General features: G+C 65.0%; 12 protein-coding genes and 1 pseudogene. 8 read left to right on the top strand and 5 right to left on the bottom strand.

All coding sequences use genetic code 11. The features are described 5' to 3' along the window. Nucleotide 1: 1 nt before the first annotated feature. The 3 genes from ACXZ1M_RS27110 to ACXZ1M_RS27100 form a co-directional block, all read right to left on the bottom strand. Nucleotides 2-1,417, bottom strand: coding sequence for a PA domain-containing protein (locus ACXZ1M_RS27110; RefSeq protein ID WP_459050697.1), 1,416 nt, complete (start codon nt 1,415-1,417; stop codon nt 2-4). Then, entirely contained in the window at nt 1,414-2,109 is a 696-nt protein-coding gene (locus ACXZ1M_RS27105) for a post-PEP-CTERM-1 domain-containing protein (protein ID WP_459050696.1), read from the bottom strand. Before ACXZ1M_RS27105 ends, ACXZ1M_RS27110 begins: the two co-directional genes overlap by 4 nt. A gap of 96 nt (nt 2,110-2,205) precedes the next feature. Further along, nucleotides 2,206-2,595 carry an OsmC family protein gene (locus ACXZ1M_RS27100; protein ID WP_459050695.1) on the bottom strand — a complete coding sequence of 130 codons (390 nt, stop codon included), beginning with the start codon at nt 2,593-2,595 and terminating at the stop codon, nt 2,206-2,208. A gap of 173 nt (nt 2,596-2,768) precedes the next feature. On the opposite strand from ACXZ1M_RS27100, the pseudogene ACXZ1M_RS27095 reads away from it, so the two are divergent. The 3 genes and pseudogenes from ACXZ1M_RS27095 to ACXZ1M_RS27085 all read left to right on the top strand — a co-directional run. Continuing rightward, nucleotides 2,769-2,900, top strand: a pseudogene (locus ACXZ1M_RS27095) (DUF3761 domain-containing protein); the annotation flags it as partial. A 379-nt stretch (nt 2,901-3,279) separates the two neighbouring features. Next, on the top strand, nt 3,280-3,858 hold the full coding sequence (locus ACXZ1M_RS27090; protein WP_459050694.1) for a hypothetical protein: 579 nt from the start codon (nt 3,280-3,282) through the stop codon (nt 3,856-3,858). A gap of 194 nt (nt 3,859-4,052) precedes the next feature. Continuing rightward, entirely contained in the window at nt 4,053-6,305 is a 2,253-nt protein-coding gene (locus ACXZ1M_RS27085) for a TonB-dependent receptor domain-containing protein (RefSeq protein ID WP_459050693.1), read from the top strand. Between the two features lie 19 nt (nt 6,306-6,324). Here ACXZ1M_RS27085 and ACXZ1M_RS27080 read toward each other — a convergent pair whose 3' ends face one another. Then, nucleotides 6,325-7,488: a branched-chain amino acid ABC transporter substrate-binding protein gene (locus ACXZ1M_RS27080; protein WP_459050692.1), complete on the bottom strand. Its 1,164-nt coding sequence runs from the start codon at nt 7,486-7,488 to the stop codon at nt 6,325-6,327. Between the two features lie 133 nt (nt 7,489-7,621). On the opposite strand from ACXZ1M_RS27080, the gene ACXZ1M_RS27075 reads away from it, so the two are divergent. The 3 genes from ACXZ1M_RS27075 to ACXZ1M_RS27065 are packed head-to-tail and all read left to right on the top strand — an operon-like array spanning nt 7,622 to nt 12,758. Then, a complete protein-coding gene (locus ACXZ1M_RS27075; RefSeq protein WP_459050691.1) occupies nt 7,622-9,943 on the top strand; it encodes a hybrid sensor histidine kinase/response regulator in 2,322 nt (773 codons plus the stop codon). Continuing rightward, nucleotides 9,940-11,235, top strand: a complete 1,296-nt coding sequence (locus ACXZ1M_RS27070; protein ID WP_459050690.1) for a M20/M25/M40 family metallo-hydrolase — start codon at nt 9,940-9,942, stop codon at nt 11,233-11,235. The genes ACXZ1M_RS27075 and ACXZ1M_RS27070 overlap by 4 nt, the downstream gene beginning before the upstream one ends. Next, entirely contained in the window at nt 11,232-12,758 is a 1,527-nt protein-coding gene (locus ACXZ1M_RS27065; protein ID WP_459050689.1) for a cryptochrome/photolyase family protein, read from the top strand. The genes ACXZ1M_RS27070 and ACXZ1M_RS27065 overlap by 4 nt, the downstream gene beginning before the upstream one ends. Here ACXZ1M_RS27065 and ACXZ1M_RS27060 read toward each other — a convergent pair. Continuing rightward, nucleotides 12,755-13,750, bottom strand: a complete 996-nt coding sequence (locus ACXZ1M_RS27060; RefSeq protein ID WP_459050688.1) for a LacI family DNA-binding transcriptional regulator — start codon at nt 13,748-13,750, stop codon at nt 12,755-12,757. The two genes, ACXZ1M_RS27065 and ACXZ1M_RS27060, sit on opposite strands and share 4 nt — an antisense overlap. Nucleotides 13,751-13,838: 88 nt before the next feature. Between ACXZ1M_RS27060 and galB the strand changes: the two genes are divergently transcribed. After that, the gene (gene galB, locus ACXZ1M_RS27055) at nt 13,839-16,292 is read left to right on the top strand and encodes a beta-galactosidase GalB (RefSeq protein WP_459050687.1); all 2,454 of its coding nucleotides are present in this window, start codon (nt 13,839-13,841) and stop codon (nt 16,290-16,292) included. Between the two features lie 11 nt (nt 16,293-16,303). Further along, nucleotides 16,304-18,313, top strand: coding sequence for a beta-xylosidase family glycoside hydrolase (locus ACXZ1M_RS27050; RefSeq protein WP_459050686.1), 2,010 nt, complete (start codon nt 16,304-16,306; stop codon nt 18,311-18,313). Nucleotides 18,314-18,326 lie beyond the last annotated feature (13 nt).

Raw genomic sequence — 18,326 nt, 5'->3', positions numbered from 1 at the left:
CCTACCAGCCGATATCCTTCAACAGCGGCAAAGTCAGGTCGTAGGGCGGCTTGACTCCGTGCGTCAGGTCGGCATTGATGGCCGGCTCCATGAGCTGGTTGGGCGTGGCGCTGGTGTCGTAGTGCGACACCGAGGAGCCGGGCTGGTTCGGGCGCGGCGCATACATCAGCACCCTGCCCAGCACATCGGTCCCCGCCCGCACGCCCAGGTTCACCCCCAGGTTGGCAAACATGCCCGAGTGCGTGCGCGTGCGTTTCGCCAGCTCCTGCTTGAGCACCAGGCCGTCTTCCAGCGTGATGCGCACGGCCGGTATCACGATGCGCGGCTCGCTGCCGCCCAGCCCCGGCGGCGGCGCACCGGCCACGTTGTCCACGACAATCGCGCCGATGGCGCCGGCATCCTGCACGTTGAGGACCTTGACCACAAAGGTGCAGACGCCGCGATCGAGCAGCGCGATCCTGCCCTGGACGGCGCGCGCATTGAGCGGCGACAGCGGCGCGCAGGCCCGCCCCAGGTCTGGCGGCGTATCGACCACCGGCATCACCTCGCCGGTCAGGCCCGGTGTGCCCAGCGATGGACCGAAGGCGGCCGTGCCGATCTGGATCACGCCGGCCACCCGCGGCGGCGACAGGATGGTGAGGATGGGCGTGCCCGCCTGCAGCACGGTTTGCGCGGCATTGTTGACCTGCACCCCGGTCCATACCAGCTTGCCCGACTTGACGGCCGAGGCGGCGCGCTCGGCCTTGTTCATGTCCTTCCACACCTTGCCGGTGCTGGCGTCGAGCAGGAAGTAGTCCCAGATGCTGGGCACGCCGGCCAGCAGTTCGCCGGTCTGGTCGTCGGTGTAGGTCTGGAAGCCCAGGCCATGTGCGAACTCGTGCAGCAGCACGGTGACCAGGTCGGTATTCGGTCCGTGGTTGTTGTCGAGACCGAGGTAGAACGGCGAGCCGGTGAAACAGCCGGGCTGGCCCAGGTTGACGTTGAAGCGCGCGCGGATATCGGGCGTGTCGGGATCGGTGTCGAGACCGAGCAGCTTGTTGGTCTCGGCCTTGCTGAACCAGGCGTTGCGCTGCGGTGCGCCGGGGAAGTCGGCGAACACCTCCAGCGCGCCGGCGCTGCCGAGCACGGCGGCGCTTTCGGTGCAGGGCAAGGCTTCCCAGGTGGCCAGCACGCGGATCGGCACGCTGCTGTCCAGCGTTTCGCCCCACTTGCTGGCGGCGGCCTGGAAGGCGTTCAGGCGCTGCGTGCCGAGCGTGGTGCCGAGGTTGCCGCCGACCTGCGTCACCGGCGCGGGATCGTTGAAGCCGACGCCGGCCGGGTCACCGTTGACGATGGTGATGGTGGCGGCGGCCCAGCTGACGGAGCTGAACAGCACGGCGGCCATGGCGGGCGCGATCGCGGCCAGCAGGTTTTTCATGGCCGCTCTCCCTGTGCCTGGGCCTCGGGCACGCAGCTTTCAGCAATGCTGCCGTCGGCGGCCTTGCGGGCGACGGCGTACCGCGCATGGCGCTCGTCCAGCATCAGGCTGATGCCGCCGTGCGACGGCTGCGGCTTGGGCGGCAGCGGCCGCATGATGGGCATCTGGGTGCGTGCGGCGGCGGTGAGCAAGGCCGCCTGCTGTGGATCGGGGCCGGTGAGCTTGCCGGTGACGGGGTCCTTGTAGGCCATGAAGCCGTCCTGCCCCGGCGCCGATGGCGCGACCGGCTGGACCTGGACCTGGACGTGCGGGAAGCTCATGACGCCGCTGGCAGTGTCCGGCGTGCCGGCTTGCGCGGCCAGGGCGCCGGTAGCCAGGGCGCCGGCAGCCAGCAGCCGGCGCGGGCGCAACCGGCGGCTCAGCAGCCCAACCGCGCCGAGGCAGATCAGCGCCACGGTGACGGGCTCCGGAATCGCGTTGATGCTGACCGCATCGATGCCGACGTAGTGGCCGTTCAAACTGGTGTCATCAACCACATAGCGGAAGCCGAAGCGCCCCCGCACCGGCGCGACAAGGCTGTCGACCAGCACGCTGCGGTCCTGCCAACCGGTATCGGCCACCGATTCGTAGGCAGCCAGCAAGGCGAAATTGGCGACCGCCATCAGCCCCGCCAGATATTTCATCAGGTTCATGTTATCCCCCAGGAATAGTCAAACGGCTCAACTTGCCTCAGTTAGACCGAGTACTGCCGCGCCGGGTTCCGGGGGAGATGAAAAAAACTTAACGCTTCAGGCCAGAACCGTATCGATGCGCATGGCGGCCTTGAGGGTCAGCGTCACCGGCGTTTTCTCGGCGATTTCGGCCATGCGGGCCATTTGCGCGGCATCCACCGCGCCGTGGATGGCAAGCGTGCGCAGGACCACCATGGCGCCGTCGTCGCCATGGGTCAGGTGCAGGGTCACGTCGACCGCGTCGACCGGCCACTGCTTGCGGTCGGCGTACATGCGCATGGTGATGGCGGTGCAGGCGCCGAGCCCGGCCAGCAAATAGTCGTACGGCGCAGGGCCCGCGCCGCTGCCGCCATTGCGCGCTGGTTCGTCGCCGGTCAGGGCGTGGCCGCCGACCTCGATTTGCGTGGTGTATGTGTCCTTGCCGATATGCGCCGTGCCCCGTGCCATGCCTTGTTCTCCCTATGTAAAGCAAATGAGGATCTAAAATTCTCCAATCGATCATACAGTTAGTTTGATTCTCGCGCTGATTCGCCCCCATCATGGCCGACTATTGAGCACCTTACAACTCAATGACTTACAAAGGCATCTCAGTACGCACCGCCTGATTGCCGCCCTCCTCCTCGCCAGCGAAGCGCGTCGACGGCAAGGTGCCGGCCGGCGCCACCGCGAAGTGCCGGGATGGCAGCTACCGCTTTAGCATGAGCCGGCGAGGGACGTGCTCCGGGCATGGTGGCGCCGGGAATTGGATGTAGACTTAGAAGATCAAGCGCGCCAAAATCAGCTCGCGCACCATTCGATACGCGAGGGAGCGGGCCTGGATTTTAAATCCCGCAGGTCCGATGTGCGCTACCTGGGCACTTATCAAGGTGTCCCCATCGGGGATCCATAAAAATAACTAACCAGTAGCGAGTCGAGAATGAGCGAAACAAAAACAGGGGAATCAACCACGACGACTGGCGCCCCGTATACACAAGATCAAGCGCCAGTAGGTTTTGTTCAACTGGTTGATCACCTCAATACACTCTTGATCTCGGCCGATGCCGAGTTATCGAAAGAAATTCACGATGAAAAAAGAATCGGCACTTACTGGAAGGCAAGAAGGCTGCTTTGCGTCAGCAGTATGACGTCGACATGGCCGCTCTTGACGATCAACTTGCAGAGGCAGCCAAGACGTCTGTGGTGGATGACGCGGTTGTTGACAATCTAAGCCCAAACGAAGAAGATCAATCCATGAGCACTCCTACCCGCGAAGAAATCGACGCAAAACTTGAAACTATCGGAGTGAAGATGGATGGTAGAGTTGCAGCCATTCAGGCGAGTATTGACGGGTACTTGGGGCGACAGGAAGAAAGCGCCAAACGGCTTGAAGAGCGCTTGACGAGAATGGAATCGGACTCCGCGCAGGTTCGCAGCGAGATCAAACACAATGCGGACCGCAGCAGTGCGGAAATGAAAAGTCTGAAGTCGACGATTATCATTACAGCGGTAAGTACCGTCCTGGCAATTGTCCTAGGCGTGGCAGCCTTCAATGCGACAGTCCTCTCAAACATGCTTGCTTCGTTTGAGTCGGGCAAGAACACTGCGGCAGCCCAGACTGACATCAAAAGGCAAACTGAAGAGACCGCCGTCCTGCTGAAGCAAATTCAAGAACGACTTGACGCGCAAAAGGCTGTTAGCACCAGAGATGACAAGCCTGCGGAAAAGAAATAGATCACATGACGCTCCGCCAGTCGGGGCTTTTTAACGCCCAGATACTCCGAATAATTCGCATGGTCGATCCTGTACTTATCGAAGAAAGTACCTATGTAAAGCTAAAGTAAAGTAGAGTAAATGCCGTTTTTTGCCATATTTTGCACTGGTATAATGGCAACTCTACCGTACCTTGACGGCGCCCCGTCGATACCATGCAAAAGATCCTGCTTACCTGCTGCCTGACCGGCAGCGCCATTCTGCCAGCTTACGCCCAAACCGCCACTCCCGAAAAGCCAGCTCCCAAGCCAGCCACCGCCATCAAGGCCAAGGAAACGACAGCCGTCGTGCCGGAAGTGACTGTGTCCGCCGAGCGCCCGACCAACCGCATCGACCGCCAGGTCTACGATGTGAAGTCGGACGTCTCCAGCACCAACGGCACCGCCGCAGACGCCCTCAACAACGTGCCCTCGGTGGCTGTGGATCCGGACGGCAGCGTGACGCTGCGCGGCAGCAGCAATGTGCAGATCATGGTGGACGGCAAGCCTTCGGCCATGCTGCAAGGCGATAACCGTGGCGCCGCGCTGCAGGCCATGGCCGCCGACGACATCGAGTCGGTGGAAGTGATCAACAATCCGGGCGCGCAGTTCGGCAATGAAGCGGGCGGCGGTCCCATCCTGAACCTGGTGATGCGCCGCAACCGCAAGCCGGGCGGCTTCGCCACCGTCAACGGCAACGCCGGCACCGCCGGCCGCTACAACAGCGCCGTCAACGGCACCTACAACGAAGGCGCCTGGGGCTTCCAGGGCAGCGCCAACGTGCGCCACGACGGCCGCAACTCGGTGGCCGACGTCAGCCGCGACCGCCTCGACCCGAACACCGGCGAATTCGTGCACAGCAGCCAGAAATCGGTCGGGCGCGGCCTGAACGACATGGTCGGGCTGAACGGCCAGGTCAGCTACAACCTGAACCAGACCGACACCCTGACCGGCAGCGCCAACTACAACGGCCGTGGCAACGACCAGCGCGGCACCGACCGCTACAACAACGGCGCCACCAGCACCACGCCGGCCAACGACTACCTGCGCAGCACCCTGCGCAACGGCGACAGCAAGAACTTCAGCTGGGGCGGCCGCTATGACCACAAGGGCGAACTGCCGGGCGAAACGTTGAAGATCGACCTGCGCGTATCGACTTCGGAAAACGAGAACACCAGCGACTACACCAACGACTACGCCAACCCCAACGTCTTCGACACGCGCGCCCACCAGCACAGCGAAAACGACACCCGAATCATCGACTTCACCGGCGACTACGAGCGCCCGCTGTGGGGCGGCACCGCCAAGGCGGGCTACAAGGTGGCCTCCAACAACAGCAGTTTCGATACGCTGTACACCGACATCGATCCGGTCACCGGCGTGGCCAGGGTCAACGCCGGCCGCACCAACGCCTACGAGCTGGACGAAACCGTGTACGCGCTGTACGGCACCTACCAGATGCGCCTGAACGAGCGCTGGGGTGCGCTGGCCGGCCTGCGCGCCGAATACACCGAGATGGACATCGATCAGATCACCGGCGGCGTCAAGGCCAACAATAATTATATAAACTATATACCTAGTTTCTTCGCCACCTACAAGGCGACCGACACCGCGAACATGCGCTTCGCCTACGCGCGCCGGATTCGCCGCCCGAACGCCAACGACCTGAATCCGTACGTGACCTATCGCGACGAATTCAACGTCTCGTCGGGTAACCCGAATTTGAAGCCGACCAAGACCGATTCGTTTGAAGTCGGCTACGAAACCAAGTTCGGTGGACTGGAAACCAATCTGCGCGGCTACTACCGCCGCGACACCGACGCCATCGTCGACTACCGCTACTTCGTGGCGCCGAACGTGCTGCTGACCACCAAGGCCAATGGCCAGGGCAGCCATTCGAGCGGCCTGGAATTCACGGTCAGCGGCAAGCTGGCGCCGTCGCTCACGCTCAACACCAGCGGCAACCTGGCGCGTTCGCAGCAGCGCAGCTATGACGACACCGGCACGCTGGTGACGCGCACCGCCAATTCGCTGAGCGGCCGCGCACGCCTCAACTATCAGTACGACGCCGCCAACCAGATCCAGATGGCGCTGCAAATGATGGGCAAGACCTTGTCGGGCCAGGGCTACCGCTCGCCGAACCGCACGGTCAACCTGAGCTGGCGCCACACGGTGACGCCGCAGCTGACCATGGTGGCCAATGTGACCGACCTGTTCAACACCAACAAGATGGAAACCGTCATCAACAGCGCCACGCTGCGTGAGACCAGCACCCGCCGCTTCGACGGCCGCGTGTTCTACCTGGGCCTGTCGTACCGCTTCGGCGGCGCCAGCAGCTCGGGCGAAAAAGAAGAAGGCGGCTGGGGCCAGCGTCCGGGCGGCCCAGGCGGCCCAGGCCCAGGCGCCGGCGGCCCGCCACCAGGCGCCTAAGGGCCTGGCAGCAGGACGATTACTTCATCACAGTCAGCTTCTGGCGCTTGCCATCTTTGAAGGTGAAGATGGTGAGCACGCCGTCCTGCACGTCGCCACGGGCGTCGAAGGCGATGGTGCCGGTCACCCCCTTGTATTTGATCTTGGCCAGCACCGGCAGATACTTCACCGGATCGGGCGAACCCGCCTGCTGCATCGCCGCCACCATGGTCATCAGCGCGTCGTAGGTGTACGGCGCGTAGGTCTGCACTTCGATGCCGTACTTCTTCTTGTACGCCATGCGGAAGTCGGCCATGCCTTTTTCCTGCGACGGCTCGACCCCGCCCGCCTCCGCGCAAATCACCTGACCATCGCTCATGCCCTCGCCCGCCAGACGCGGCACCGAGTCGGAGCACATGCCGTCGCCCCCCATGAACTTGATCGGGAAGCCCAACTGCTTCATCTGGCGCAGCATCGGCGCGGCCACGGCGTCCATGCCGCCGAAGAAGATCAGGTCCGGCTTGGTGGCCTTGATGGCGGTCAGGATGGCCGTCATGTCGGTGGCCTTGTCGTTGGTGTACTGGGTCGAGACGATGCTCGCACCGCTGGCCGCGCCGCTGCGCTTGACCGTCTTGCTGAATTCATCGACCAGACCTTTGCCGTAGGCCGTGCGGTCGTCCACCACCGCGATGCGCTTGGCCTGCATGTTCTGCATGGCGTAGCGCGCCAGCGCAGGACCGAGCTGCTCGTCGTTGGCGATGTTGCGGAAGGTGGTGTTGTAGCGCTGGCGCGTGTACTGCGGCGAACTGGCCGACGGCGTGATCTGCGGGATGCCGGCGTCGTAATAAATGCGCGAGGCCGGAATCGACGTGCCCGAGGTTTCGTGACCGATCACGCCCTGCACCTTGGCGTCCACCAGCTTCTGCGCGACCGTGGTGGCCTGCTTCGGATCGGCAGCGTCGTCTTCGGCCTGCATCACGATCTTGTACTTCTTGCCGCCGATGACCACACCCTTGGCGTTAAGCTGCTCGACCGCCATGCGCGCACCGTTTTCATTGTCCTTGCCCAGGTGGGCGATCGGGCCGGAGGTAGCGGCAACGTGACCGATCTTGATGATGTCTTCCGCCTGCGCGGTGGCGGCGCCCAGAGCGCCGATAAAGGCCAGCGCAAGCGCCTGGCAAACTGCTTTTCTTGTAAACTGCATAAAATCCTCGTTAGTTAACTCCAGTAGGATACCAGAGCCACCGCCGGGAGCGCACGATTGCCCAGGGTATTCCCTTGCGCATCGAGTGATTTAAAGTAAAATAAACTTTTCTCCAAAGAATCAACCCACGCGCATGGCCTTCTTGCTTTTCCAGCTCAATAGCCTGCGCAGCCGACTCGTGCTGCTGGTATTGCTGGCCATCGCGCCGATCACGGTGATGACCTTCGTCAACGGCGCGCGCGAACGCGCCCACGCGGTCGAAACCGCAGAAGACAACCTGCAGCGCCTGACCAATCTGGCGGCCGCCAACGAGGCGCAGTCGATAGCCGGCGCACGTCAGATCCTGCGCGACCTGGCCAGCATCCCGGACCTGCTGGGCGACCAGGCCCAGTGCAGCCGGCTGCTGGCGAATATCCAGCGCCAGAATCCCGACTACGTCAACCTCGGCCTGATCCAGCTCAACGGCGACGTCACCTGCAGCGCGGTGCCATCGAAGGCGCCCGTCAACCTGGCCGACCGCTCCCACTTCCGCCGCGCCGTCCACCTGCGCCGCTTCGTGGCCGGCGGCTACGTGTTCGGCCGCGTCATCCAGAAGCACACCGTCAACCTCACGTATCCGGTGCTGGACGACGAGGAACGGGTGCAGGCCGTGGTCTTCGCCGCGCTCGACCTGACCCGGCTGGACCGCTTTGTGGCCGACATCCAGCTGCCGCCCGGCTCCCTGCTGCTGACCACCGACTCCGAAGGCAAGATCATCTCGCGCAAGCCCGCCCCCCAGGATTGGTTCGGCAAGATGGTATCGCCCGAAATGCGCAACGCCATGGCGGCCGAACCGGGCAAGCCGGTGCTGCTGACCGGCCCGGACGGCGTCGAGCGTCTGCACCGCTTCGCCCGCGTCGGCAACAACGGCCTGTCCGATTACACCGTCACCATCGGCATCCCGGCCGACGAAATCACCGCCAGTGCGCGCCATGACCAGATGCTGGACCTGTTGGCCCTGGCCGCGACGATCGGCCTGGCGCTGCTGGCCGCGTGGTTCGTCGGCGACGTGCTGGTGCTGCGCCGCGTGAAGCTGCTGGCCACGACCGCCAACCGCATCGCCTCCGGCACGCTGGAGGCGCGCAGCGGCATCACCTACGGCAAGGAAGAAATCAGCGAACTGGCGCGCGCTCTGGACGCCATGGCCGAGGCGCTGCAGGAGAAGGAACAGCAGCACCTGAAGGCCGAAAGCCAGCTGCGCGACGCCGACCGCCGCAAGGATGAATTCCTCGCCATGCTGGCCCACGAACTGCGCAACCCGCTGGCGCCGATCAGCGCCGGCGCGCAGCTGCTGCAGAGCGGTCACGCCAACGAAACGGCGGTCAAGCGCACGGCCGGCATCATCGTGCGCCAGGTGCATCACATGACGCGGCTGGTGGACGACTTGCTGGACGTTTCGCGCGTGACGCGCGGGCTGATCACGCTCACCCGCGCGCCGCTCGACGTCAAGAAGATCGTGGCCGATGCGGTGGAACAGGTCGAACCGCTGATCCGCTCGCGTCAGCATCATTTTGACGTGGTGCTGCCGTCCTATCCGCTGGCCGTCAACGGCGATCACAAGCGGCTGGTGCAGGTGCTGGCCAATGTGCTCAACAACGCCACCAAATACACGCCTGCGGGCGGCGCCATCAAGCTGACCGCGCACGGCGATGGCGGCAACGTGAAGCTGGTGGTCAGCGACAACGGCATCGGCATGTCGCCGGAACTGCGCAGCCATGTGTTTGAATTGTTCGCGCAGGCCGACCGCAACTCGGACCGCTCGCAAGGCGGGCTGGGACTCGGCCTGGCGCTCGTGAAGTCGTTGGTGGAGCTGCACGGCGGCTGCGTAGCCGTGGACAGCGACGGCGACCAGCAAGGCACCACGTTCACGATCACCCTGCCCGCCATCGCGCCGTTGGAGCCACTGGAGCCGCCGTCCGCGCAGCTGGCGTCGGCGCAGCAGGCAGCGCTGCACACGGCGCAGTACATTACGTCGCAAAACACGTCGCACATTACGCCGCATGGCACGCCGACGGGGGCCGGCGCCGCTCCCGCGCCCAGCTTGCGCGTCCTCGTGGTGGACGACAACTTCGATGCCGCGCAAACGCTGCAACTGCTGCTCGAAGGCAGCGGCCACTACGTCAGCGCGGCGCATACGGCGCTGGAAGCGCTGGAACTGGCGCAGGCCAAGTCACCGCAACTGTGCCTACTCGACATCGGCCTGCCGGACCTCAGCGGCTATGACCTGGCGCGCGGCCTGCGCGCGCTGCCGCAGACGCAGCACGCCACCCTGGTGGCGGTCACCGGCTACGGCCGCCGCGAAGACCGTGAACTTGCGCACGCAGCCGGCTTCGATCATTATTTCGTCAAACCGGTGGACGTGGACGCGCTCCAGGCCCTGATCGCCGGCCTCTCCCCAACCTCCGGAGCACCATGAAGCACTTGCTACTCAGCCTCGCCATCGGCGCAGCCTACGCTGCCTTGCCAGCCCACGCACAGGAACAGGACATGGCGCGCATCGCCGCGCAGCCGGCCGTGAAACAGGCGCTGGCCTACCTCGAAAAGAACGAAGCCACCACCACCGCCAACACGCTGGCCATCAACGCCATTCCCGCCCCCACCTTCGCTGAAGGTGTACGCGCCCGCGATTATGCGGAACGCCTGAAAGCCGCCGGCCTGCAAGACGTGCAACTGGACGGCGCCGGCAATGTGCTGGGCATGTATCGTGGCAGCGGCAAAGGCCCGCTCGTGGTGCTGGCCGCACACCTGGACACGGTGTACCCGGCCGGCACCGACCTGACCGTACGCGAAAAGGATGGCCGCTACTACTCGCCCGGCATCGCCGACAACGCCCGCTCCCTGGCCGCCATGCTGGCCGTGGCCCACGCCCTGCGCGACGCGCGCATCCGTACCGTGGGCGACGTGCTGTTCGTCGCCAACGTCGGCGAGGAAGGACTGGGCGACCTGAAAGGTGTGAAGCATCTGTTCAGCCAACGCAAGGACATCAAGGCTTTCGTCGGCCTGGAACCGGCGCTGGGCGCGGACGGCGATCCGGTCACCTACATCGGCACCGGCAGCCGCCGCTTCAAGGCCACCATACGCGGCCCCGGCGGCCATAGCTACGAAGGCTTCGGCCTGCCGTCGGCGGTGCACGCCGCCGGCCGCGTCATCGCCCGCATCGACGATATCCGCGTCCCGTCGCAACCCAAGGTAACGTTCAATGTCGGCGTGGTGCAAGGCGGTCAATCGGTGAACAGCATTTCCGCCGAAAGCTCGATGCTGATCGATATCCGCTCCGCCGATGCGGCGGTGCTGGCCAAGGTCGAGCAGCAAATCAAGAACGCCATCCAGCAAGGCGTGGCCGACACCAACCAGCGCTGGAACGCCAGCGCCACCAACGCCATCTCCGCCGAGCTGACGCTGATCGGCGACCGCCCGGCCGGCCAGATGGGCAAGGACGCGCTCATCGTCAAGACCGCGCTGGCGGCGGCCACGGTGCAAGGCCGCCCGGCGCTACTGGACAGCGCGCACTCCACCGACGCCAACCTGCCAATGAGCCTCGGCGTGCCGGCGATTACCATGTCCGGCGGCGGCAGCTCCGGCGGCTACCACTCGGAAAAACTCGAGTGGTGGTCGGCGCGCAATGCCCATACCGGCCCGCAGAACGTGATGCTGACTATCCTCGGATTGGTGGGCGTGGACGGCGTCTCCGCACCGCTGGCGAAATGAAACTCAAGCTAGTCCTCGGAGACCAGCTCAACCCGCAACACAGCTGGTTCTCTGCGCCGCATGACAACGTGGTATTCGTGATGATGGAAGTGCGTCAGGAAACCGACTACGTGCTGCACCACGCGCAGAAGATCATCGCCATCTTCGCCGCCATGCGCGACTTCGCGCAGCGCCTGCGCGACGGCGGCCACCGCGTGCACTACCTGACCATCGACGATCCCGCCAACCGCCACGCCATCCCCGCCAACCTGGATGAACTGCTGGCGCACTATAGCGCCACTGAATTCGCCTGGCAGGCTCCCGACGAATGGCGGCTGGACCAGCAACTGGCCGCCTACGCCACCGGCCTGTCGATCCCGGCCGAAATGGACGACACCGAACATTTCTACACCTCCCGCGACGAAGCGGCAAAGATCTTCGCCGGCAAAGAGCACTGGCTGATGGAGCAGTTCTACCGCCGCATGCGCACCCGCCACGGCGTGCTGATGTCCGCCACCGGCAAGCCCGCAGGCGGCCAATGGAACTTCGACCAGGACAACCGCGAAGCATGGCCCGGCATACCCTGGGAACCGGCCGACCTGCGCGGCCGTCACGATCACAGCGCGCTGTGGGCAACCATCCAGGCCTCCGGTGCCGCCAGCTTCGGCGAGGCCAACGCGTCGCAGTTCGCATGGCCGCTGAATCAGGAGGAAGCCTTGCAGCAGCTGGAGCGCTTCGTGGAGCAGGCACTGCCCCACTTCGGCCGCTTCCAGGATGCGATGAGCGTCAAGGCCTGGCGCCTGTTCCACTCGCTGCTGTCGTTCGCCATGAACGTCAAGATGCTATCGCCGCGCACCGTGGTGGCGCGCGTGGAAGCGGCGCTCGGCGAAGGCGCCGTGCCGCTGGCATCGGCCGAAGGCTTTATCCGCCAGATCCTCGGCTGGCGCGAGTACGTGCGCGGCGTGTATTGGCACCGCATGCCTGGCTACGACGAGTTGAATGCATTCGACCACCACTCGCCTTTGCCGTCGTGGTTCTGGGATGGCCGCACGCGCATGCGCTGCGTCGCCGCTGCTATCGGCCAATCGCTGGAGCACGCGCACAGCCACCATATCAACCGGCTGATGGTGATCGGGAATTTCTCGCTGCTGGCGGGGCTGTCGCCGCAGGAACTGCATCGCTGGTATCTGGGCGTCTACATCGACGCCTTCGAATGGGTGGAGTTGCCGAACACGCTGGGCATGAGCCAGTATGCCGATGGCGGCCTGCTGGCCACCAAGCCTTATGTCTCCAGCGCCGCCTACATCGACCGCATGAGCGATTATTGCAAGGGCTGCCACTACGACAAGAAGGCCAGGCTGGGCGAACGCGCCTGCCCGTACAACGCGCTGTACTGGGATTTCTTCGACCGCAATCGCGATCAACTGGCCGGCAACCACCGTCTCGGCATGGTCTACCAGCAGCTGCGGCGCATGGATGCAGGCGCGCTGGCCGCATTGCGCGAACGCGCCGCCGACCTGCGCGGCCGGCTGCCGGAACTCTAGGTACTGCCGCGCTGCATCAGTTCGAAGCCGGTGTTGACGATGCGCGCGGCGGTCAGGTCGCCGCCCAGGCGGTCAAGCAAGGCCTGCGCCGACATCGCGCCGATCTTCGCGCCGTCAACCTTGACGGTGGACAGCGGCGGATTCGTGTACTCGGAAAAATTCAAATCGCCGAAGCCCATGATGGCCAGATCCTGCGGCACCCGCAGGCCACGGCTTTGCGCTTCAATCAGGACGCCGTGGGCCAGCGTGTCCGAACTGCAGTAGATCGCGTCAAGCTCCGGATGTTCATCCAGCAGCGCGATGGCGCCAAGACGGCCCTGCGGCAAGGCGCCCGGCGCCGGCACCTGGCGCGCACTGACCACGGTCACGCCGTACTGCGCCAGCTCGGCCTGGAAGCCTTGCGTGCGCTGGCCGGCGCGCGGATCGCTGGCGGTCAGCATGCCGAAGCGGCGATAGCCCTGCGCCAGCAAATGCCTGGCGCAGGCGCGGCCGACTTCCTCGTGCGAGAAGCCGATCACCATGTCGATGGGATGCGGCGTCATGTCCCAGGTTTCCACCACAGGTGTGCCGATTTGCAGCAGGCGTTGACGCGTATTGTCGGTGTGGAGTGAGCCGGTGAGGATCACGCCGTCCGGACGCCGGCTCAGGATCGTCTCGACCAGCACTTCCTCGCGCCAGGTTTCATAACCCACGATACCGAGCAGCAGCTGGTAACCGGCGGCCGTCAGGCGGTCGGTTGCGCCCTGCACCATGTCGGCGAAGGTCTGCGTCGAGATGGTCGGCAGCACCAGCGCCACCAGTTTGCTGCGGCTCGACGCCAGCCCGCCGGCCAGCATGTTCTTCACGTAACCGGTGCGCTTGACCGCCTCCTGCACCTTGGCCAGCGTCACCGGCCGCACCAGCTGCGGCTCATTGAGCGCGCGCGAGACGGTAATCGGCGACACGCCAGCCGCCTTGGCGACGTCGATCAATGTGACTGGGGGTGCTGGCATCTTTTCTTCCATGGTTGATAGGCGTAACCATTTTAACTGACAACTCGTAATGATTGCGCTATCATAAATTCAATAAAAAGGAGACACGTTGAAGACCTACCGCATCCATCGATGGCTAGTCGCGGGCTCGCTCGCCCTCGCCCTGCTTCCCGTTTGCGCCCACGCCGGCCGCCAATCCATCAACGACGGCTGGCGCTTCCAGCGCGACGACAGCACCGCACCGGGTGTCGAAGCCGGCCCGCAACGCGCCGTCACGCTGCCGCACGACTGGGCCATCGAAGGCCCGTTCCTGACCAGCGGGCCGCACGGCGGCATGGGCCGGCTCACCACTTGGGGACCGGTGTGGTATCGCAAGGACATCGCTATTCCGGCCGGCGACAAGGGCAAGTCCATCTTCCTCGACATCGACGGCGCCATGTCGCACGCCAGCGTATGGCTCAACGACAAGCTGGTCGGCTCCTGGCCCTACGGCTACAACTCCTTCCGCCTCGACCTGACGCCATACGCCAAACCGGGCGGCGCCAACCGGCTGGCGATCCGGCTCGACAATCCGCCCGACTCGGCGCGCTGGTATCCGGGCGCCGGCCTGTATCGCAACGTCTGGCTCACCGTCAGCGATCCGGTGCACGTGGCACATTGGGGCACGGTGGTGCGCACCCCGGAAGTCTCACGCGAAGCGGCGCAGGTTGAACTCGCCGTCACCGTGGACAACGACGGCGGCAGCGCCGCCACGACGGAAATCACCACCCGCCTGTACGCCCTGGACGATGACGGCAAGCGCACCGGCAGCGCGGTCGCCACGCTGCCGGCGCAGCGCGTGACTGTTGCGGCACGCTCCAGCGCCACGGTCAACGCTGCCGCGCGCATCACGCAACCGCGCCTGTGGGGACCGCTGCCGCAACAGCGTCCGCACCGCTACCTCGCCGTCACCACCGTCAGCCGCGATGGCAAGACCGTGGACAGCTACGAAACGCCGTTCGGCATCCGTTCGTTGCGCTTCGATGCGGAGCGCGGGCTGTTCGTCAACGGCGAGAAGATCATGATCAACGGCGTCAACAACCATCACGATCTCGGCGCGCTGGGCGCCGCCTTCAACATGCGCGCCGCCGAACGCCAGTTGCAGATCCTGCAAACCATGGGCGCCAACGCCGTGCGCACGAGCCACAACCCGCCCGCGCCGGAACTGCTGGAACTGACCGACCGCATGGGCATCCTGGTGCTGGACGAAGTGTTCGATTCGTGGGAGCGCAAGAAGACCGACCAGGACTTCCACCAGATCTTCCCCGAGTGGCACGAGCGCGATTTGCGCGCCATGCTGCGGCGCGACCGCAATCATCCGTCGGTGATTATCTGGAGCGTGGGGAATGAGGTGGGCGAACAGTACGCCGGCGACGCCGGTGCGGCCCTCAGCGCCAAGCTGGTGGAGATCGCGCATCGCGAAGATCCCACGCGTCCCGTCACCAACGCCATGAACTACGCCAAGGCCGACATGCCGATGCCGGCCACGCTGGACATCATCGGCCTGAATTATCAAGGCGCTGGCATTCGCGCATTTCCCGGCCAGTTCCCGGCCTTCCACCAGAAGCTCCCGGACAAGATGATCGTGTCGACCGAAAGCGCTTCGGCGCTTAGCAGCCGTGGCGAATACCAGTTCCCGGTGCCGGGCGTGAACAGCGCGCCTGTGCGGCCCGGCGTGGGCGGCGATCCACAACGCCAGCACGTCAGTTCCTATGAATTGTTCGCCGCCGATTTCGGCACCTCGGCCGACCGCTCCTGGGCGGCGCAGGACCAGAACCCCTACGTGGCGGGCGAATTCGTCTGGACCGGCTGGGACTATCTGGGCGAGCCCACGCCCTACTACGGCGCGCGCAGTTCCTACTCCGGCATCATCGACCTGGCCGGCTTCCCCAAGGACCGCTACTATCTGTACCAGTCGCGCTGGCGGCCGGATCTGCCGCTGGCGCACCTGCTGCCGCATTGGAGCTGGCCGGAGCGCGTGGGCCAGGTCACGCCGGTACACCTGTTCACCTCCGGCGACGAGGCGGAGCTGTTCGTCAACGGCAAATCGCAGGGACGCATCAAGAAGGCGCCCTACGAATACCGCCTGCGCTGGGATTACGTGGTGTACGAGCCGGGCGAGATCAGCGTGGTAGCCTACAAGGACGGCAAGGAATGGGCGCGCTCCTCGGTGAAGACCGCGCAGGCGGCGGCCGTGGTGCAGGCCGGCGCCGACCGCAACGTCATCGCCGCAGATGGCCGCGACCTGTCCTTCATCAGCGTGCGGGTGACCGACGCCAACGGCGTGACCGCACCGCGCGCCGACCAGCGCATCCGCTTTACGGTCGAAGGCCCCGGCGAACTGGTGGCCACCGACAACGGCGACCCGACCAATATGGAATCGTTCCGGTCGCCGGAACGTGCCGCGTTCAACGGCCTGTGCCTGGCGATTGTGCGGGCCAAGCGGGGACAATCCGGTAGCATCGTGGTGCGCGCCACGGCGGAGGGCTTGACGCCGGCCACCGTGACGCTGCAAGCCAAATAACGGGAGATGCGATGAAAATCCAGGTGGCGATGATGGTTGCCCTCATTACGGTGTTGCTCACGGCGCCGGCGCAAGCCGAGCCGCCGGTCCGTACCTGGACGCCGGACAACGGCGACGGCACTTTCACCAATCCCCTGTTCTACGACGAGTTCTCCGATCCTGACCTGATCCGCGTGAACGAATGGTTCTACCTCACCGGCACCACCATGCACGCCATGCCCGGCCTGCCGCTGCTGCGCTCCAAGGACATGGTCAACTGGGAGTTCCTCAGCTACGCCGCCGACCGCCTCGACTTCGGCCCGGCCTACCGGCTTGAAGGCGGCAAGAACATTTACGGCCAGGGCATCTGGGCGCCGAGCCTGCGCTACCGCAACGGCGTGTTCTACATCTTCACCAATGTGAACGGACGCGCCACGCAAGTCTACTCCGCCATCAATCCGCGCGGGCCGTGGGCGCATTGGGAAATGAAGCGCAGCCTGCACGACCTGTCGGTGCTGTTCGATGACGACAACAAGGCCTATGCCGTCTGGGGTCACCAGGACATGCACATCGCCCAGCTCACCGACGACTTGCTGGACATCGTGCCCGGCACCGAGAAAGTGCTGTTCTCAAAAACCGACGGCATGGGCGAAGGCGCGCACTTCTACAAGATCGGCGGCAGATACTTCATCCTCAGCGCCAACTACGCCGGCGGGTTCCGCATGCCGGCGGCGCGCGCCGACAACGTGTACGGGCCGTACGAAGTCAATCAGGCCATCAGCAAGGACGAAGGCTTCGGCCTGGTGCGCGGCTACCGCTTGAACAACAAGGAATATCCGTTCGATGTGAGCCCACCGAATCCGGCCTCGCGCGACGGCACCGCCATGCACCAGGGCGGCATCGTGCTGACCGAGGCCGGCGAATGGTGGGGCTTTTCGATGATGGACTATAACTCGGTCGGCCGCCTCCTCAGCCTGGCGCCGGTCACCTGGAAAGACGGCTGGCCCTACTTCGGCCTGCCCGGCAATCCGGGACGCAATCCGCGTACCTGGGTCAAGCCGCGCACGGCGGAACGGCAGCAGGTGAAAGTGCCGTTCGAACGCGACGACGATTTTTCCGAACCGGCGCTCAAGCCGCTCTGGCAATGGAACCACGTGCCGGTCGAGGACCGCTGGTCGCTCAGCGAGCGGCCCGGTTTCCTGCGCCTGCGCTCCATGCCTGCGGCCTCGTTCTGGGAAGCGCGCAATACGCTGACCCAGCGCGCCATCGGGCCGATGTCCTCCCCCACGGTGGTGCTGGATGCGGCGGGACTGCAGGACAACGACGTCGCCGGCCTGGCCCTGCTCAACCTGCCCTACGCCGCGCTGGGAGTGGAGCGCAGCGACGGCAAGCTGTCGCTGGCCCTTTTCGACCAGGCCCGCAACCGCACCGTGCGCGTGGCGGTCAAGGCCACGCGCCTGTGGCTGCGCGCCGAATGCGATTTCCTGACCGAGAAGGCGCGCTTCAGCTATTCCACCGACGGCCGTAACTACCAGAGCATCGGCGAGCCGTTCACCATGATCTTCCAGCTGACCACCTTCCAGGGCGTGCGTTACGCGCTGTTCAACTACAACACCGGCAACCAGAACGGCGGCGCGGCCGACTTCGACAGCATCGAGGTCCAGCAGCCCCATCCGCGCGGCCTGATGCGGCCTATCCCTTATGAACAAGCCATCCAGTTGCGCGCCGCCGTCGGCCGCGCGCCGGCGCAGCCGCTCAACTTCACGGTGCGCGAGCTGGGCCTGGGCCGCGTCGCCCTGCAAGCCGGCGACAGCTTCCTGAGCGTCGGCCCGGATGGCGGCGCCACGCTGCAGGTCACCCGGCCCGGCCTGGCGCAAAGCTTCCAGTGGATGGAAACACCGACCGGCGAACTGCTGCTGCTATCGCTGCAGACCAATTTCTACCTGCGCATCCATCCGCAAACCGGCGCGCTGATCGCCGACAGTCCCGGCCCCATCCCCGACGGCAGCGACGGCGTGCGTTTTAACTGGCGGACGCTGTAAGGCTGATCGTTGC

Source organism: Duganella paludis (genome assembly GCF_054461335.1).
This window is presented reverse-complemented; position numbering and strand designations above follow the sequence as displayed.

What these genes read in the sequence shown, in the direction of transcription:
- ACXZ1M_RS27110 (WP_459050697.1), bottom strand. Translation starts at nt 1,417, where the DNA reads ATGAAAAACCTGCTGGCCGCGATCGCGCCCGCCATGGCCGCCGTGCTG.
- ACXZ1M_RS27105 (WP_459050696.1), bottom strand. Translation starts at nt 2,109, where the DNA reads ATGAACCTGATGAAATATCTGGCGGGGCTGATGGCGGTCGCCAATTTC.
- ACXZ1M_RS27100 (WP_459050695.1), bottom strand. Translation starts at nt 2,595, where the DNA reads ATGGCACGGGGCACGGCGCATATCGGCAAGGACACATACACCACGCAA.
- ACXZ1M_RS27090 (WP_459050694.1), top strand. Translation starts at nt 3,280, where the DNA reads ATGGCCGCTCTTGACGATCAACTTGCAGAGGCAGCCAAGACGTCTGTG.
- ACXZ1M_RS27085 (WP_459050693.1), top strand. Translation starts at nt 4,053, where the DNA reads ATGCAAAAGATCCTGCTTACCTGCTGCCTGACCGGCAGCGCCATTCTG.
- ACXZ1M_RS27080 (WP_459050692.1), bottom strand. Translation starts at nt 7,488, where the DNA reads ATGCAGTTTACAAGAAAAGCAGTTTGCCAGGCGCTTGCGCTGGCCTTT.
- ACXZ1M_RS27075 (WP_459050691.1), top strand. Translation starts at nt 7,622, where the DNA reads ATGGCCTTCTTGCTTTTCCAGCTCAATAGCCTGCGCAGCCGACTCGTG.
- ACXZ1M_RS27070 (WP_459050690.1), top strand. Translation starts at nt 9,940, where the DNA reads ATGAAGCACTTGCTACTCAGCCTCGCCATCGGCGCAGCCTACGCTGCC.
- ACXZ1M_RS27065 (WP_459050689.1), top strand. Translation starts at nt 11,232, where the DNA reads ATGAAACTCAAGCTAGTCCTCGGAGACCAGCTCAACCCGCAACACAGC.
- ACXZ1M_RS27060 (WP_459050688.1), bottom strand. Translation starts at nt 13,750, where the DNA reads ATGCCAGCACCCCCAGTCACATTGATCGACGTCGCCAAGGCGGCTGGC.
- ACXZ1M_RS27050 (WP_459050686.1), top strand. Translation starts at nt 16,304, where the DNA reads ATGAAAATCCAGGTGGCGATGATGGTTGCCCTCATTACGGTGTTGCTC.